Source organism: Tepidibacter formicigenes DSM 15518 (assembly GCF_900142235.1).
In the GTDB taxonomy this organism is placed as follows: domain Bacteria; phylum Bacillota; class Clostridia; order Peptostreptococcales; family Peptostreptococcaceae; genus Tepidibacter; species Tepidibacter formicigenes.
On record NZ_FRAE01000007.1, the window covers coordinates 53896 to 68797 of the forward strand.

Sequence of the window (14902 nt, forward strand, 5' to 3'; positions counted from 1 at the left end):
AGACCTTTTAATTCAGTCCAGAGAGACTGAAAAAGGGAGAAAACTTTCTCCCTCCTTAAAAAAATAAAGGAGGTATTTTTATGCAACAAAAAATATTAAACCCGTCTGTTAACAAATCTTTTGAACTATCTAAAAACTTTAAAAAAGTAGTTTTAGCAATGCAACACTTACTTGCCATGTTTGGAGCAACAGTACTTGTTCCTATCTTAACTGGATTTGACCCATCTGTAGCATTAATATCAGCTGGACTTGGTACTTTAATATTCCATTTAGTAACAAAAGGTATGGTTCCTGTATTTTTAGGATCTAGTTTCGCATTTATACCTGTAATACTTACAGTTAAAGAAATATATAATGGAGATTTAACTTATGCTCAAGGTGGAATAGTAGTAGCAGGAATTTTATATGTTATAATGTCTTTCATAGTAAAAAAAGTAGGAGTTGATAAGGTAAAAAAATACTTTCCAGCTCAAGTTACAGGACCTATGATTGTTGTTATAGGATTAAATCTTGTGCCAGTAGCAATTAATATGGCATCAGGAAATTATATAGTATCAGTAGCAACTCTATCAATAGCTCTTTTAGTAACTTTCTTAGGAAGAGGGTTTATAAAACAACTTTCAATATTAATAGCTGTAACAGTAGGATATATTATTTCTTTAAAATTAGGAATAGTAGATACTAATGTTATAAAAGAAGCTTCTTGGGTTTTAGTTCCAAACTTTACTTTACCTAAATTCGAAATGGGAGCAATAGCAATAATTGCACCAGTAGTATTAGCTGTTTTCATGGAGCATATAGGAGATATAACTACAAATGGAGCAGTGGTTGGTAAAAACTTTATAGAAAATCCAGGTCTTAATAGAACATTAATAGGAGATGGCCTTGCAACAATCATAGGTGGATTTATAGGAGGACCAGCAAATACAACATATGGAGAGAATACGGGAGTACTTGCTATAACTAAAAATTATGATCCATCTATACTTAGAATTACAGCAGTACTTGCAGTAATACTAGGTTGTATAAATAAGGTAGGAAGCTTTTTACAAACTATACCAACACCAGTAATGGGTGGAATAAGCTTAATGCTATTCTCTATGATAGCAATTATTGGAATTAAAACTGTAAGAAATGGCAGTGTAGAGTTTAAGACTTCAAATATTATAATAATATCTTTAATATTAATTATAGGACTTGGAACAAACTATCTTCAAAATAAAGGAATAGTTATTGGAATACCAGTTACATCAAGCGTTAAAATAACAGGATTAAGTCTTGCAGCTATAGTTGGAGTAGTACTTAATAAGTTGTTGAATAAAGAAAAAATAGGAAACTAATAAAAGTCCCTAAATTTTGGGACTTTTTACAATTAAGATGCTTTTTTTATTTCTAAATTATTGTTTTTATTTTTTATTTTACTTGCAAGTATTCCTGCTTTATCTCCTAAATATCCAAGAATAGCTCCGCATAATAGTCCTGTTGCAGCCATTTTATAATCTCCATTTAATCCAAATGTTATAAAGCATCCTATAAAGCAGCATGGAACACAAGAAACTAATTTGAATTTTGATTGATAAATTAAAAATACAGTAACAATACCTGTTGTAAGTAGTATAGTAACGGCAGGTATATTTATTAAATTGCTTATATAAAGAGAAGTACTTGCCCAAAATATGCCACTTAAATTACATGTATACGATTTAATTGCTTTTTTTAGGGAATCGGTTTCATTTACTACACAAAAACTAGTCCATCCTGCAAATCCTACCCATGTAAATATTCCACTTAAAAAACTAGCACTTCCCCAAATTACAGCTATAACAGCTGAAAATAATGATACTAATAATAACTCGCTAATAATAATCATCCTTTCTATATAAACTTTAAGGAATTTTATTATATCAAGAAAATTTTAAAAAATAAAGTTTATTTTTTAAAATTTAAAATAAGCAAGGAGAATTTCCTTGCTTATTTATGTTCATTATTGTTTTTAATTTTAACAATTTCTTCTTCAAGTGGTGTAACATATATTGTACTATTTGTTTCATAAATTACCATCCCAGGTTTTGCACCACTAGGTTTTTTTACATTTTTTTTCTTTGTATAATCTACAGGAACTTGAGATGACATTCTTGCTTTGCTAAAATATGCAGCAAGCATTGCTCCTTCAAATATTGTATTCTCTGGAACTTCTTTTCCTTCACATTTTATTATAACGTGAGATCCTGGAATATTTTTCGTATGAAGCCAGATATCATCATTTGATGCCAGTTTTAAAGTAAGATAATCATTTTGCTTATTATTTTTACCAACATATATCTTAAAGCCATCTGAAGATATAAATTCATAAGGAGCAGTTTTAAGATTATTTTTATCTTTATTCTTATTATTGCTTCTACCTTTTATATATCCTACTTTTACTAATTCTTCTTTTATTTCCTCTAGTTCTTCTAAGTTTTCGCAGTTATTTATATTAAGAATTATATTTTCTAGGTATTCTATTTCTTCATTAGTTATTTTTAACTGGTGTTTAATTTCTATTGCTGCATTTTTAAGCTTATTATATTTTTTAAAATATTTTTGAGCATTTTCTGAAGGGTTTAATCTTTTATCTAATTTTATTTTTATGTTTTTACTTTCTGGATTATAGAAATTTGCAACTTCAATTTCTTCCATTCCTTTTTGTATCATATATATATAAGAAGTTATTAATTCTCCATAAGTTTTGTAAGTATCTGCATTTTTAGATTCTAATAATTCTTCTTTTTGTTTTTTTATTTTATTATAGAGTCTATCTAATTTATTTGAAATATTTTTTCTAAGATTTTGAGATTTTTGATTTATTCTTTCTCTAATATCTTTTTCATAATAATATTTATCAAGAATAAAGCTTATACTATTATTTTCTATAAAAGAATAGTGATTATACATTGTTAGTTTTATACAGCTAAAATCTATAACTTTATTTAATCTTTTATCAATAATAATACAAGGATAAAAGATATTATTTTTTATTTGCCTAAAAAGTCTAGTAAATGTATCATACAATGCTGTAAAGTCTTTGCTATCAACATATTCAGTATTAATATCTATATCAATATTACTTCTAAAGCATATTTCCTTAGCTATTAATGGACTTATTCCTTCAAAAGAGGAATAAATTGATTTATATAATGCTTTTTTGTTATTAGTAAGAGATTCTATGAATTTTTCTTTTGATATTTCATGTATTGGATTTAATTTATTTTGAGATGGTGGATTTATATATTTTTGTCCTGGAAGAACTTGTCTATATCTACTTACACTAAGTGGAATTCTTTTAATAGAATCTAATATTTTATTTTCTTCATTATCTACAAGTATTATATTGCTGTGTCTTCCCATTATTTCTATAATTAAATCCTTTGTTTTTCTTATTTTTAATTCATCTAAGGATTCGATAGTTATTCTTATGATTCTCTCAAAATCTGGCTGATGTATATTTGTTATTTTTCCGTTTTGAAGATGCTTTCTAAGAAGCATACAAAACATTGGTGCTTTTATAGGGTTTTCTTTGTTGTATGTATTAGTTATATATGCTCTTGGATTAGAGCTATTTGAACTAAGTAGTAATTTATAATTTGTTCCTTCATTTCTTATGTTAAAAAGAAGTTCATCTTCTTCAGGCTGATATATTTTATCTATTTTACCACCTATTAGTTTAGAAGAAAGTTCTTTAACTAAAGAATAAATTACTATTCCATCTAATGCCATATAAAGTCCTCACTTTCCAGTTTATTTTTTTATTTATAGGGAAGTATATAAATTTAATATAAGTTACATTTTGTATTAGTATATCTCATAAATTAGAATTGTACAATTAGAAGAAAAATATTAAAAAATTGTAACATTTAACTATGTTTTAATTTATTTTTATATAAATAGTATATATAATATAGCTTTGTAGGGAGGGGAATTTATGATTAAATTTTGGAAGATGCATGGAGTTGGAAATGATTTTATAGCTTTAGATGGAGAAAGGTATGATATAAAGGATTACTCTGAATTTGCAAAAAAAATATGTCATAGGCATTTTGGAGTAGGAGCAGATGGACTTTTAGTTGCAAAAAAATCAGATAAAGCAGATTGTGAAATGATATACTATAATTCTGATGGATCACGTGCAAAAATGTGCGGTAACGGACTTAGATGTTTTTCAAAATTTGTTTATGATAAAAAAATAGTAGATAAAGATACTTTTAAAGTTGAAACTTTAGATGGAGTAAAGGATATTAAATTAAATTTAAATAGCGGGAAGATAGAAAGTATTAAAATAAATATGGGAAAAGCAAATTTTAATCCAAAATCAGTACCTGTAAAAACAGATAAAGATATATTTATAAATGAGGATATATTTGTTATAGATAAAGATTTTAAAGTATCTTCACTACTTGTTGGAGTTCCTCACACTATAGTTTTTGTTGATGAAATAGATAAAAAAGAAATATTAAAATATGGGCCAGAAATCGAGAAAAGCAGTATATTCCCAGAAAAAACTAATGTGAATTTCGTTAAGATAGTAGATAAAGAAAATATTTTAGTTTCTACTTGGGAAAGAGGATGTGGATATACTCTTGCTTGTGGTACAGGAATTTGTGCTTCTAGTGCCATGGCGCATTATTTGAACAAAATATCTAATAAAGTTAAAGTAAAATCAGAAGGTGGAGAACTTTTAATAGAGATTATAGATGAATATATATATATGCAGGGAAGTGCAGTAAAAATTTGTGAAGGTATATTGGAGGTTTAAATATGGCAATTAGCATGACAGGATTCGGAAGAGGAGAATATAAAGATGAAAAGTTTCACTTTATCGTAGAGTGTAAAAGTGTAAATCATAAATATATAGATATAAGCGTTAAAATGCCTAGAAAGATATCTTTTTTAGAAGATAAAGTAAAACAACTAGCAAAAAAATATGTTAAAAGAGGAAGAGTAGATATATTTATTAAATTTGACTTAATAGGTGAAAGTGATGTAAGCTTAAATCTAGATATAAACCTAGCAAAACAGTATTATGGAATATTAAATAAAATTAAAGAAGAATTAGATGTATTAGATGATATATCTGTTTTAAATATAGCTAAGTTTCCTGATGTAGTTAAAATGGAAGAAAAAGATGAAGATGAAGAAACAATATGGAATGCTCTAAAAGAAGCTTTAAGTAGTGCTTTTTTAAAACTAAAGGAAATGAGAGAAGTGGAAGGAGCAAAACTTTCAGAAGATACGAAATTAAGATGCTCTCTTCTTAAAAAATATATTGATGAAATTGAAGAATGTTCACACAATGTGGTTATTGAATATAAAGAAAAATTAGAAAATAGAATAAAAGAATTATTAGGAAATTCTATAGATATAGATGAAAATAGACTTGCTCAAGAAGTTGCAATATATGCAGATAAAAGTAGTATAACAGAAGAGATAGTAAGATTTAAAAGTCATATTAAGCAAATAGAAAAAACTATAAATTTAAATGATTTAATAGGTAGGAAAATAGACTTTTTAATTCAAGAAATGAATAGAGAAATAAATACTATAGGTTCTAAATCTTCAAATTTAAGAATAACAGAATTAGTAGTAGAAGTAAAAAGTGAATTAGAAAAAATAAGAGAGCAAATTCAAAATATCGAATAGGAGGATATATAATGGCAATTAAGCTTGTAAATATAGGGTTTGGAAACATAGTTTCAGCAAATAGAATAATATCTATAGTAAGTCCTGAGTCAGCTCCTATAAAAAGAATGATTCAAGAAGCTAGAGAAAGAGGAATGCTTATAGATGCTACTTATGGTAGAAGAACTAGAGCTGTAATAATTACTGATAGTGAGCATTTAATACTTTCTGCTGTTCAACCAGAAACTGTAGCACATAGACTGACAACAAAAGAAGATCATCATAATCATGAAGAATAGGAAGGAAGATACAATGAATAGAGAAGGAATTTTAATAGTTGTTTCAGGGCCATCTGGAGCTGGAAAAGGAACTATTTGTAAAGAGCTTTTAAACAGAAATAAAGATATAAAGATTTCTGTTTCAGCAACTACACGAAAGCCAAGAGAAGGAGAAATACATGGAGTAAATTATTACTTTATTACTAAAGAGACATTTGAAGATATGATAAATAAAGATGAGTTCTTGGAATATGCAAAGGTATATGATAATTTCTATGGAACTCCAAAAAAAGAAGTATTTGAAACTCTTTCTAAAGGAAAAGACGTTTTACTTGAAATAGATATTCAAGGAGCTATGAGTGTAAAAAAGGAATATCCAAATGGAGTTTTTATATTTATACTTCCCCCATCTTTAGATGAATTAAAAAATAGAATTGTAAAAAGAGGAACAGAAACTGAAGAAGACATAAAAAAAAGATTTGGAAGTGCACTTTCTGAAATAGAAAAAATAGATAATTATGATTACTTTATAATAAATGAAGATGTAGAAAAGTCAGCATATGAACTTCAAAACATAATTAATGCTGAAAAAAATAGAGTATTAAGATATAAAGACAACATAATAAAAATGTTTAAGGAGGAATTATAATATGTTATACCCATCAATAAATGATCTTTTAACAAAAATAGACAATAGATATAATTTAGTAATTGCAGTTTCAAAAAGAGCTAGAATGTTAATAGATGGAGATGAAAAATTAGTTAATATAGGAGAAAATAAACCTGTAGATATAGCTACTCATGAAGTTGCTGAAGATAAGATAACTTATAGAGCTATGACTGCTGAAGAAATAGAAAATGAGGGAAAAACTGAAGAAGAACCAAAAAGTGAAACAAATGAAAAAATAGAGGAGTAGTAAAATGTTAAGTGGGAAAAATATAGTTCTTGGAGTATCTGGGGGAATAGCTGTATATAAAGCTTGTGATGTTGTTAGTAGGTTGAAAAAATTAAATGCTAATGTAAAGGTAATAATGACAAAATCTGCTGTAGAGTTTGTAACACCTCTTACTTTTCAAAGCTTAAGTCAAAATTTTGTAGTTGCTGATATGTTTGAAGAACCAAAAACATGGGATGTAGAGCATATATCCTTAGCACAGTGGGCAGATTTATTTTTAATAGCACCTGCAACTGCCAATATAATTGGGAAAATTGCAAATGGAATAGGAGATGATATGCTCTCAACTACAGTTATGGCAACTAAAGCTAAAGTATTAATAGCACCAGCAATGAATACCAATATGTATGAAAATAAAATAGTACAAGATAATATATCTAAGCTTAAAAAATATAGATATGAATTTGTAGAACCAGAATCAGGAAGGCTTGCTTGTGGAGACATTGGAAAAGGAAAATTAGCTTCTCCTGAAAATATAGTAAAAGAAGTTATTAATATACTCACAATAGAAAAAGACTTAAATGAAAAAAATATATTAATAACAGCAGGCCCTACAATAGAAAGTATAGACCCTGTAAGATACTTGACAAATAGATCAAGTGGAAAAATGGGATACTCTATAGCTACTGAGGCTGTAAAAAGAGGTGCTAATGTAACTTTAATATCAGGAAAAACAAATTTAGATGTACCTGTAGGAGTTAAAAATTTCATACAAATAGAATCTGCAAAGGATATGTATGATGAAGTTATTAAAAACTTAGAAGATAATGATATAATAATAAAATCAGCAGCTGTAGCAGATTATAAACCAAAAAGTAAATCGAATAAAAAAATCAAAAAAAGCGATGAAGATTTAGTTTTAGAGCTTGATAGAAATCATGATATTTTAAAAGAAATAGGTAAAATAAAAGAAGATAAAATATTAGTTGGGTTTGCAGCAGAAACAAATGATTTAATAGAAAATGCTAAACAAAAAATAAAAAAGAAAAATTTAGATTTTATAGTTGCTAATGATTTAACACAAGAAGGAGCAGGATTTGGAGTAGACACAAATATTGTTAAAATAATAGATAAGAATGGAAATATTGAAGAATATCCTAAAATGAATAAATCTGATATTTCAAATATAATTTTAGATAAAATAAAATTGTTATTAGAAAAATAAGCATCTATATAGATGCTTATTTTTCTAATTAAGTAGGTGCAGAATATGGAGAAATATGCAAAAGTTGTAGTAAGCAATAATTCAAATCATACAGATGAACTTTATACGTATAAGATACCAGAATTTTTAATAGATGAAATAAAAATAGGACATAGAGTATTAGTTACTTTTGGAAGAGGAAATAAGCCTATAGAAGCTTTTGTATTTGAAATATCTTCTTTTAAAGAGGGAGATTTTAAAGTAAAAGAAATTATAAATATACTTGATGAAAATCCTATTTTAAAGAAAAGAGATATAGAAATTATAAAATGGATGAGAGAAGAATATATATGTACCTTTATGGATGCTATTAACTGTATTTATCCTAAAGGAATGAGAGTAGATAATTATAAAGTAGTAAAACTTATAAAAAAAGAATTTGATAATTTAAATAAAAAAGAAATAAAAGTATTAGATGAAATAATGAAAAATAAAGGAAAAATAAAAGTTGAAATTCTTAAAACTAAGTTGGATAATAGTGTAGAAAATATAATAAAAAAATTAAAAGATAAAGGTATAGTAAATATAAGCTGGGAATATAAAAGTATAAAAAATGAGAAGTATATTTATAACATAAACTTAAATATATTAGATGATGAAGCAGATGAAACAGTAGATAACTTAATAAAAAAAAGAGCTTTTAAACAAGCTGATATAATAAATTTCTTAAAGAATAATCAAAATGTTGAAATAAACGATCTAATGGATTTATTAAATATAAGTAAAAGCTCTATAAAGTCTTTAGAGGAAAAAGGGTTAATAACTATAGAAAAACTTGATTATTATAGAAAACCAAAAACAAACTATGAAGTAAAAAACAAAAAAATAAACTTAAATGAAGAGCAATTGAAAGTAATAAGCAAATTAAAAAAATCAATGGATAAAGAAAATAAAAATCCTTTTTTACTTTATGGAGTTACAGGAAGTGGAAAAACTGAAATTTATTTAAATATAATAGAAGAAGCTTTAAAAAAAAATCTTGATAGTATTGTATTAGTTCCCGAAATTTCATTAACACCGCAAACTATAGCTAGATTTAAAAATAAATTTAAAGATATAATAGCCGTACTTCATAGTAAGCTTTCAAATGGGGAAAAATACGATGAATATAGAAGAATAAAAGAAGGAAATGCAAAAATTGTTATAGGAGCACGATCTGCATTATTTGCTCCATGTAATAATTTAGGGGTAATAATTATTGATGAATTTCATGAGAGTTCTTATAAATCAGAAATGAATCCTAAGTATAATTCTATAGAAGTTGCAAAACAAATATCTAAAACTGAAAACTGTATTTTAATTTTAGGATCAGCAACTCCTCCTATTGAAGCATATTATAAATGTAAGGTAGGGGAATATGAATTATTAGAGCTAAAAAATAGAGCTAATAATAAAGAAATGCCTTCTATAGAAGTTGTAGATATGAAGGAAGAACTGAATAATGGAAATAAAAGTATATTCAGCAAAAGTTTATTTGAAGCAATAAAAGAAAATTTACAAAATAACAATCAGACTATATTATTTTTAAATAGAAGAGGATATGCAAGTTTTGTATCGTGTAGAAAATGTGGTTATATTTTTAAATGTTCAAATTGTGAAATATCTTTAACGTATCATAAAAGAAAAAATGTTGGTAAATGCCATTATTGTGGGTATGAAATGAACATACCAAAGGAATGTCCAGATTGTGAAAGTAACTATATAAAAGAATTTGGAATAGGTACTCAAAAAATAGAAGAAGAAGTTAAAAAATATTTTAAAGATGCTAAAGTACTTAGAATGGATAAGGATACAACATCAAAAAAAGGAGCGCATGAAGAAATTTTAAATAAGTTTAAAAATAAAGAAGCTGATATTCTTATAGGAACACAAATGATAGGTAAGGGACTTGATTTTGAGAATGTTACACTTGTTGGAATATTAGCAGCTGATATGATTTTAAATTTTCCCGATTTTAGAAGTTCTGAGAGAACATTTCAAATAATAAATCAGGTTGCAGGTAGAGCTGGAAGAGCTCACTTAAATGGAAGAGTAATACTTCAATCTTATGATACTGAACATTATTCAATAGAATATGCTGTAAACTATGATTATGAAGGCTTCTATAAAGATGAGATTAAAATAAGAAATGCTTTTAATTATATACCATTTAACAATTTGATAAGTATAGTTATATATGGAAAAAATGAGAAAAAAGTAATTAACAATATACAAAAGTTATATGATTCTATTATTTATATTCTTAGGAAAAGAGGTTATGAAAATTTTGATTTTATATTAGGACCAAACCCTTGTCCTATATCTAAAATTAATTTAAACTATAGATGGCAAATACTATTAAAGGATATAAATGTTGAAATAAAATTGTTAAAGAGTATAATAAAGTATATATGTATACAAAAAAGAGAGTTAATATTTGATCAAGATGTAAATATAAGTATAGATATAAATCCATTTAATATTTTATAATGAATAGGGAGGAATTATTATGGCACTTAGAATGATAAAAAAAGAAGGAGATCCTGTTTTAAGAAAAAAATCAAGGGTAGTTGAAAAAATAGATTCAAGAATAATTACATTACTTGATGATATGATTGAGACTATGTATGATGCTGATGGGGTAGGACTTGCAGCCCCTCAAGTGGGTATTTTAAAAAGAGTTGTTGTAATAGATATAGGAGAAGGACTTATAGAACTTATAAACCCTGAGATAATAGAAGAAAGTGGAAAACAAAGTGATGATGAAGGATGTTTAAGTGTACCTGGTAAATTTGGAAAAGTTACTAGACCAGATAAAGTTAAAGTAAAGGCTTTTAATAGAAATGGAGAAGAAATAATAATAAAAGGAGAAGGGCTTTTAGCTAGAGCACTTTGTCATGAAATAGATCATTTAGAAGGAATTTTATTTATAGATAAAGTAGAAGGAAAATTACAAAGATAAAAGAGGTGATTTATTTGAAAGCAGTATTTATGGGAACTCCTGATTTTGCTGTACCTTCTTTAAAGGTTTTAATAGAAGAAGGATTTGATGTAGTAGGAGTTATAACTCAACCAGATAAACCTAAAGGAAGAGGCAAAAAAATGGCTATGCCTCCAGTAAAAGAAGAAGCATTAAAACATGGAATTGATGTATATCAACCTAAAAAAGTTAAAGATAAAGAGTTTGTTGAATTTTTAAAAAAACTAAATCCAGATATAATAGTTGTTGTGGCATTTGGACAAATACTATCTAAAGAAATACTTTCTATTCCTAGATATGGATGTATAAATGTTCATGCATCACTTCTTCCAAAATACAGAGGAGCAGCTCCTATAAATTGGGTTATAATAAATGGAGAAAAAACAACTGGAATAACAACTATGTATATGGATGAAGGGCTTGATACAGGAGATATGATTTTAAAAGGTGAAATTGAAATAGGTGATGAAGAAACTGCAGGACAGCTTCATGATAGACTTTGTGTTTTAGGAGGAGAAGTTTTAAGGGATACTTTAAAACTAATAAAAGAAGATAAAGCACCAAGACAGGCTCAAGATGATTTGCTTTCTTGCTATGCCCCTATAATGGATAAGAGTCTTGGTAGTATTGACTGGAATAAAAATGCTAAAGATATATTTAATTTGATAAGAGGAACAAATCCATGGCCAAGCTCTTTTACAAAATATAAAAATCAAACAATGAAAATATGGAAATCAAAAGTATTAAATGAAAAGTCAAAGGAAAAACCAGGAACTATACTTAAAGTTAATCAAGATGGAATATATGTATCGACTAAAGATAATGTTTTATTAATAGAAGAAATCCAAATGCCAGGTAAAAAGAGAATGTATGTAAAAGAATATATAAAAGGAAATGAAATAGAGGAAAAAGTTGTATTAGGTGAATAAAATGATAAATGAAAAAAAGTTTATATACTTGATGTCTACTTTGGCATTATTTTTTGTGATTTTATATATTGGAATGAACTATATAATTAGTGGAAAAAACATAAATATAACTAATTTTTTTATAATGTCTTTTAATATAATTTTTTTACTAATAATATCTATAATATTATTCTCAACAATTATATCTTATGTAGTATTAAAAGATAAAAAAGTCAATAAAAATATTATTAAGTTAAATTTAAAAATAGTAAATATAATATATCCATTTATTATATTTATAAGTAGATTATTTAAAATATCTAAAAATGAAATAAGAAAGGTATATGTAGATTTAAATAATAAGTATATATATGCTAATAAGTATAATTTTAAACCTGAAGATATAATGCTGTTAACACCTCACTGCATACAAAAAAGCTTTTGCAAACACAAAGTAACAAATGACATAGAAAATTGCAAACAATGTGGAAAATGCAATGTAGGTGACTTATTAAAACTAAAAGAAAAATATAATGTAAAAGCTTATGTAGCAACTGGAGGAACACTTGCTAGAAGAATAATAATAGAAAATAAACCAAAAGCAGTAATTGCTATTGCATGTGAAAGAGATTTAACCAGTGGAATTCAAGATGTTTCTAAGTTACCAGTATTAGGAGTATTTAATAAAAGACCAAATGGTCCCTGTTTTAATACTGAAATGGATATTTTAGAAGTAGAAAAAGCTATAAACTTCTTTTTAGGAGGTAATTAAAATGTATGGATATCCTTACTATGGATTTGATCCAACCTTTATAATATTAATTCCTGGAATACTTCTTGCATTTTATGCTCAAACAAAAGTTCAAACTACATTTAATAAATATTTAAGAGTAGGAAGTTTTAAAGGATATACAGGAGCACAAGTTGCAAGAGCTATACTAGATAGAAATGGACTTAATAATGTTAACATAGAAATTACAGGTGGAAGACTTAGTGATCATTACGATCCTAGAAGTAGAGTTTTAAGACTTTCAAATGATGTATATTATGGAACATCTATTGCATCTATTTCTGTTGCTGCACATGAGGTAGGTCATGCAATTCAGCATGCAAATGCTTATTTTCCACTTACATTTAGAAATAGCTTGGTGCCTATTGTGAATATAAGTTCATCTATGTCTTGGGTATTTATAATGTTAGGATTTTTTGCTATTCCTGCTCTTTTAGACATAGGAATACTTTTATTCTCAGGAGCAGTTTTATTCCAAGTTGTAACTCTGCCTGTTGAATTTAATGCTTCTTCAAGAGCAATTGAACAGTTAGTAGCAAATAATTTAATAACATTTGATGAAGAAAAATCCAGTAAAAAAGTATTAAATGCAGCAGCACTTACTTATATTGCAGCAGCTGCAAGTGCTATACTTCAGCTTATAAGATTCATAATAATAAGAAACAGTAGAGATGATTAAAAGTATTATATTGTTAATTTTCAGGAAAGTCCCATATTATTTTTATTAGTTATCTAAAATAATATGGGACTTTATTCTTGCTTTAATACAAACCTTAGATTAAAATTATATAGGACTTTAAAAAAGGAGAGATAATATGAAAAATGCAAGAGAAATAGCTTTAAATGCTATATATGATATAGAAAATAAAGGACTGTATTCCAATATAGGAGTTAATAAATATCTTAAAAATAGCAACTTAAAAGATATAGATAGAGGTTTTGTCACAGAGATTATATACGGAGTTGTTGAAAATAGATATTTTTTAAATTATGTTATAGATAAATTTTCAAGTATTAAATCAAAAAAATTATCTCCTTATGTTAGAATAATACTTCAAATGGGGATATATCAAATTTTATTTTTAGATAGTGTAACAGATTTTGCAGCTGTTAATGAAAGTGTAAATTTAGCTAAAAAATATTATAAAAAAGCATCAGGTTTTGTTAATGGTGTTTTAAGAAATATTGTAAGAAATCAAAACAGTATAAAATATCCAGATAAAAATAAAGATTTAGTAAAATACTTATCTGTAAAATATTCTTATGAAAAGTGGATTGTTGAAAATTGGATTAAAAATTTTGGAAAAGATTTTGTAGAAGATTTACTTGAGGCAAATAATGAAAAACCTAGCTTATATTTAAGAACTAATACTTTAAAAATATCTAGAGATGAACTTATTAAAAAGTTAAAGAATCAGGGCATAGAATGTGAAAAAGCAAAATTAATAGAAGAAGCAATAGTGGTAAAAAATCTTAAGAATATAGAAAATAATAAACTATTTAAGTTAGGATATTTTCAAGTACAAGATATAAGCTCTATGATTATTGGACATGTTATAAATCCAAATGAGAACTCACTTATATTAGATGTATGTTCTGCTCCAGGAGGTAAAACTACTCACTTAGCAACTTTAATGGAAAATACAGGACAAGTTGTTGCTAGAGATATATTTGATCATAAATTAAAACTTATAAATGAAAATGTTAAAAGGTTAGGGCTTAGTAATGTTAAGATTGAAAAATTTGATGCACTTAATATTGATAAAAAAAGTTTGGAAAAATTTGATTATGTATTAGTAGATGCTCCGTGCTCTGGATTTGGGATAATAAGAAGAAAACCAGAGATTAAATATAAAGACAAAAAAGAAGTTTTAAATCTTCCTAAAATACAAAAAAATATACTTAAAAATAGCTCTAAATATGTAAAAAAAGGTGGATTATTAGTATATAGTACATGTACAATAGAAGATAGGGAGAATATAGATATAATAAAAGAATTCTTAAAAGAAAATGATAATTTTAAACTTGAGCCTATAACTAATATAAAAATAGATTTAGAAAATCAAGAAAATGGATATGTAAAGATTTATCCTCATATTCATGGAATGGATGGATTTTTTATAGCGAAAATAAGAAGAGTAAGGTAGTGATT

General features: G+C 26.3%; 15 protein-coding genes. 13 read left to right on the forward strand and 2 right to left on the reverse strand.

Annotated elements, in window-relative coordinates:
* The first annotated feature begins 80 nt into the window (after window positions 1–80).
* Complete coding sequence (locus BUA77_RS01785; RefSeq protein ID WP_072886705.1) at window positions 81–1340, forward strand: uracil-xanthine permease family protein; 1260 nt, start codon at window positions 81–83, stop codon at window positions 1338–1340.
* 32 nt (window positions 1341–1372) lie between these two features.
* Here the strand turns inward: BUA77_RS01785 and BUA77_RS01790 are convergent, their stop codons facing one another.
* Both BUA77_RS01790 and BUA77_RS01795 read right to left on the reverse strand, forming a co-directional pair.
* Window positions 1373–1870: a DUF1097 domain-containing protein gene (locus tag BUA77_RS01790; protein WP_072886707.1), complete on the reverse strand. Its 498-nt coding sequence runs from the start codon at window positions 1868–1870 to the stop codon at window positions 1373–1375.
* Between the two features lie 101 nt (window positions 1871–1971).
* A complete protein-coding gene (locus tag BUA77_RS01795; protein WP_072886709.1) occupies window positions 1972–3756 on the reverse strand; it encodes an Rqc2 family fibronectin-binding protein in 1785 nt (594 codons plus the stop codon).
* A gap of 208 nt (window positions 3757–3964) precedes the next feature.
* Here BUA77_RS01795 and dapF point away from each other — a divergent pair, with 208 nt between their 5' ends.
* From dapF to rsmB, 12 genes are all read left to right on the forward strand, one after another.
* On the forward strand, window positions 3965–4792 hold the full coding sequence (gene dapF / locus BUA77_RS01800) for a diaminopimelate epimerase (RefSeq protein ID WP_072886787.1): 828 nt from the start codon (window positions 3965–3967) through the stop codon (window positions 4790–4792).
* 2 nt (window positions 4793–4794) lie between these two features.
* Window positions 4795–5676: a YicC/YloC family endoribonuclease gene (locus BUA77_RS01805; protein WP_072886711.1), complete on the forward strand. Its 882-nt coding sequence runs from the start codon at window positions 4795–4797 to the stop codon at window positions 5674–5676.
* A gap of 11 nt (window positions 5677–5687) precedes the next feature.
* Window positions 5688–5954: an extracellular matrix/biofilm regulator RemA gene (gene remA / locus BUA77_RS01810; protein WP_072886714.1), complete on the forward strand. Its 267-nt coding sequence runs from the start codon at window positions 5688–5690 to the stop codon at window positions 5952–5954.
* A gap of 13 nt (window positions 5955–5967) precedes the next feature.
* Complete coding sequence (gene gmk, locus BUA77_RS01815; protein WP_143151274.1) at window positions 5968–6582, forward strand: guanylate kinase; 615 nt, start codon at window positions 5968–5970, stop codon at window positions 6580–6582.
* Window position 6583: 1 nt separating this feature from the next.
* Complete coding sequence (gene rpoZ, locus BUA77_RS01820; protein ID WP_072886718.1) at window positions 6584–6850, forward strand: DNA-directed RNA polymerase subunit omega; 267 nt, start codon at window positions 6584–6586, stop codon at window positions 6848–6850.
* Window positions 6851–6854: 4 nt separating this feature from the next.
* A complete protein-coding gene (coaBC, locus tag BUA77_RS01825) occupies window positions 6855–8054 on the forward strand; it encodes a bifunctional phosphopantothenoylcysteine decarboxylase/phosphopantothenate--cysteine ligase CoaBC (RefSeq protein ID WP_072886720.1) in 1200 nt (399 codons plus the stop codon).
* 45 nt (window positions 8055–8099) lie between these two features.
* Window positions 8100–10562 (forward strand): primosomal protein N', encoded by a 2463-nt coding sequence (gene priA, locus BUA77_RS01830; RefSeq protein ID WP_072886722.1) that lies wholly within the window; start codon window positions 8100–8102, stop codon window positions 10560–10562.
* A gap of 19 nt (window positions 10563–10581) precedes the next feature.
* Window positions 10582–11034, forward strand: a complete 453-nt coding sequence (gene def / locus BUA77_RS01835; RefSeq protein WP_072886724.1) for a peptide deformylase — start codon at window positions 10582–10584, stop codon at window positions 11032–11034.
* Window positions 11035–11048: 14 nt separating this feature from the next.
* Window positions 11049–11981, forward strand: a complete 933-nt coding sequence (fmt, locus tag BUA77_RS01840; RefSeq protein ID WP_143151275.1) for a methionyl-tRNA formyltransferase — start codon at window positions 11049–11051, stop codon at window positions 11979–11981.
* A gap of 1 nt (window position 11982) precedes the next feature.
* Complete coding sequence (locus BUA77_RS01845; protein WP_072886726.1) at window positions 11983–12732, forward strand: DUF116 domain-containing protein; 750 nt, start codon at window positions 11983–11985, stop codon at window positions 12730–12732.
* A gap of 1 nt (window position 12733) precedes the next feature.
* Complete coding sequence (locus BUA77_RS01850) at window positions 12734–13429, forward strand: zinc metallopeptidase (protein ID WP_072886729.1); 696 nt, start codon at window positions 12734–12736, stop codon at window positions 13427–13429.
* Window positions 13430–13565: 136 nt separating this feature from the next.
* Complete coding sequence (gene rsmB, locus BUA77_RS01855; protein ID WP_072886731.1) at window positions 13566–14897, forward strand: 16S rRNA (cytosine(967)-C(5))-methyltransferase RsmB; 1332 nt, start codon at window positions 13566–13568, stop codon at window positions 14895–14897.
* Window positions 14898–14902: the final 5 nt, after the last annotated feature.

Excerpts from the sequence above, each read along its gene's own strand:
- BUA77_RS01785 (WP_072886705.1), top strand. The coding sequence starts at position 81 with ATGCAACAAAAAATATTAAACCCGTCTGTTAACAAATCTTTTGAACTA.
- BUA77_RS01790 (WP_072886707.1), bottom strand. The coding sequence starts at position 1,870 with ATGATTATTATTAGCGAGTTATTATTAGTATCATTATTTTCAGCTGTT.
- BUA77_RS01795 (WP_072886709.1), bottom strand. The coding sequence starts at position 3,756 with ATGGCATTAGATGGAATAGTAATTTATTCTTTAGTTAAAGAACTTTCT.
- BUA77_RS01805 (WP_072886711.1), top strand. The coding sequence starts at position 4,795 with ATGGCAATTAGCATGACAGGATTCGGAAGAGGAGAATATAAAGATGAA.
- remA (WP_072886714.1), top strand. The coding sequence starts at position 5,688 with ATGGCAATTAAGCTTGTAAATATAGGGTTTGGAAACATAGTTTCAGCA.
- gmk (WP_143151274.1), top strand. The coding sequence starts at position 5,968 with ATGAATAGAGAAGGAATTTTAATAGTTGTTTCAGGGCCATCTGGAGCT.
- rpoZ (WP_072886718.1), top strand. The coding sequence starts at position 6,584 with ATGTTATACCCATCAATAAATGATCTTTTAACAAAAATAGACAATAGA.
- coaBC (WP_072886720.1), top strand. The coding sequence starts at position 6,855 with ATGTTAAGTGGGAAAAATATAGTTCTTGGAGTATCTGGGGGAATAGCT.
- priA (WP_072886722.1), top strand. The coding sequence starts at position 8,100 with ATGGAGAAATATGCAAAAGTTGTAGTAAGCAATAATTCAAATCATACA.
- def (WP_072886724.1), top strand. The coding sequence starts at position 10,582 with ATGGCACTTAGAATGATAAAAAAAGAAGGAGATCCTGTTTTAAGAAAA.
- BUA77_RS01845 (WP_072886726.1), top strand. The coding sequence starts at position 11,983 with ATGATAAATGAAAAAAAGTTTATATACTTGATGTCTACTTTGGCATTA.
- BUA77_RS01850 (WP_072886729.1), top strand. The coding sequence starts at position 12,734 with ATGTATGGATATCCTTACTATGGATTTGATCCAACCTTTATAATATTA.
- rsmB (WP_072886731.1), top strand. The coding sequence starts at position 13,566 with ATGAAAAATGCAAGAGAAATAGCTTTAAATGCTATATATGATATAGAA.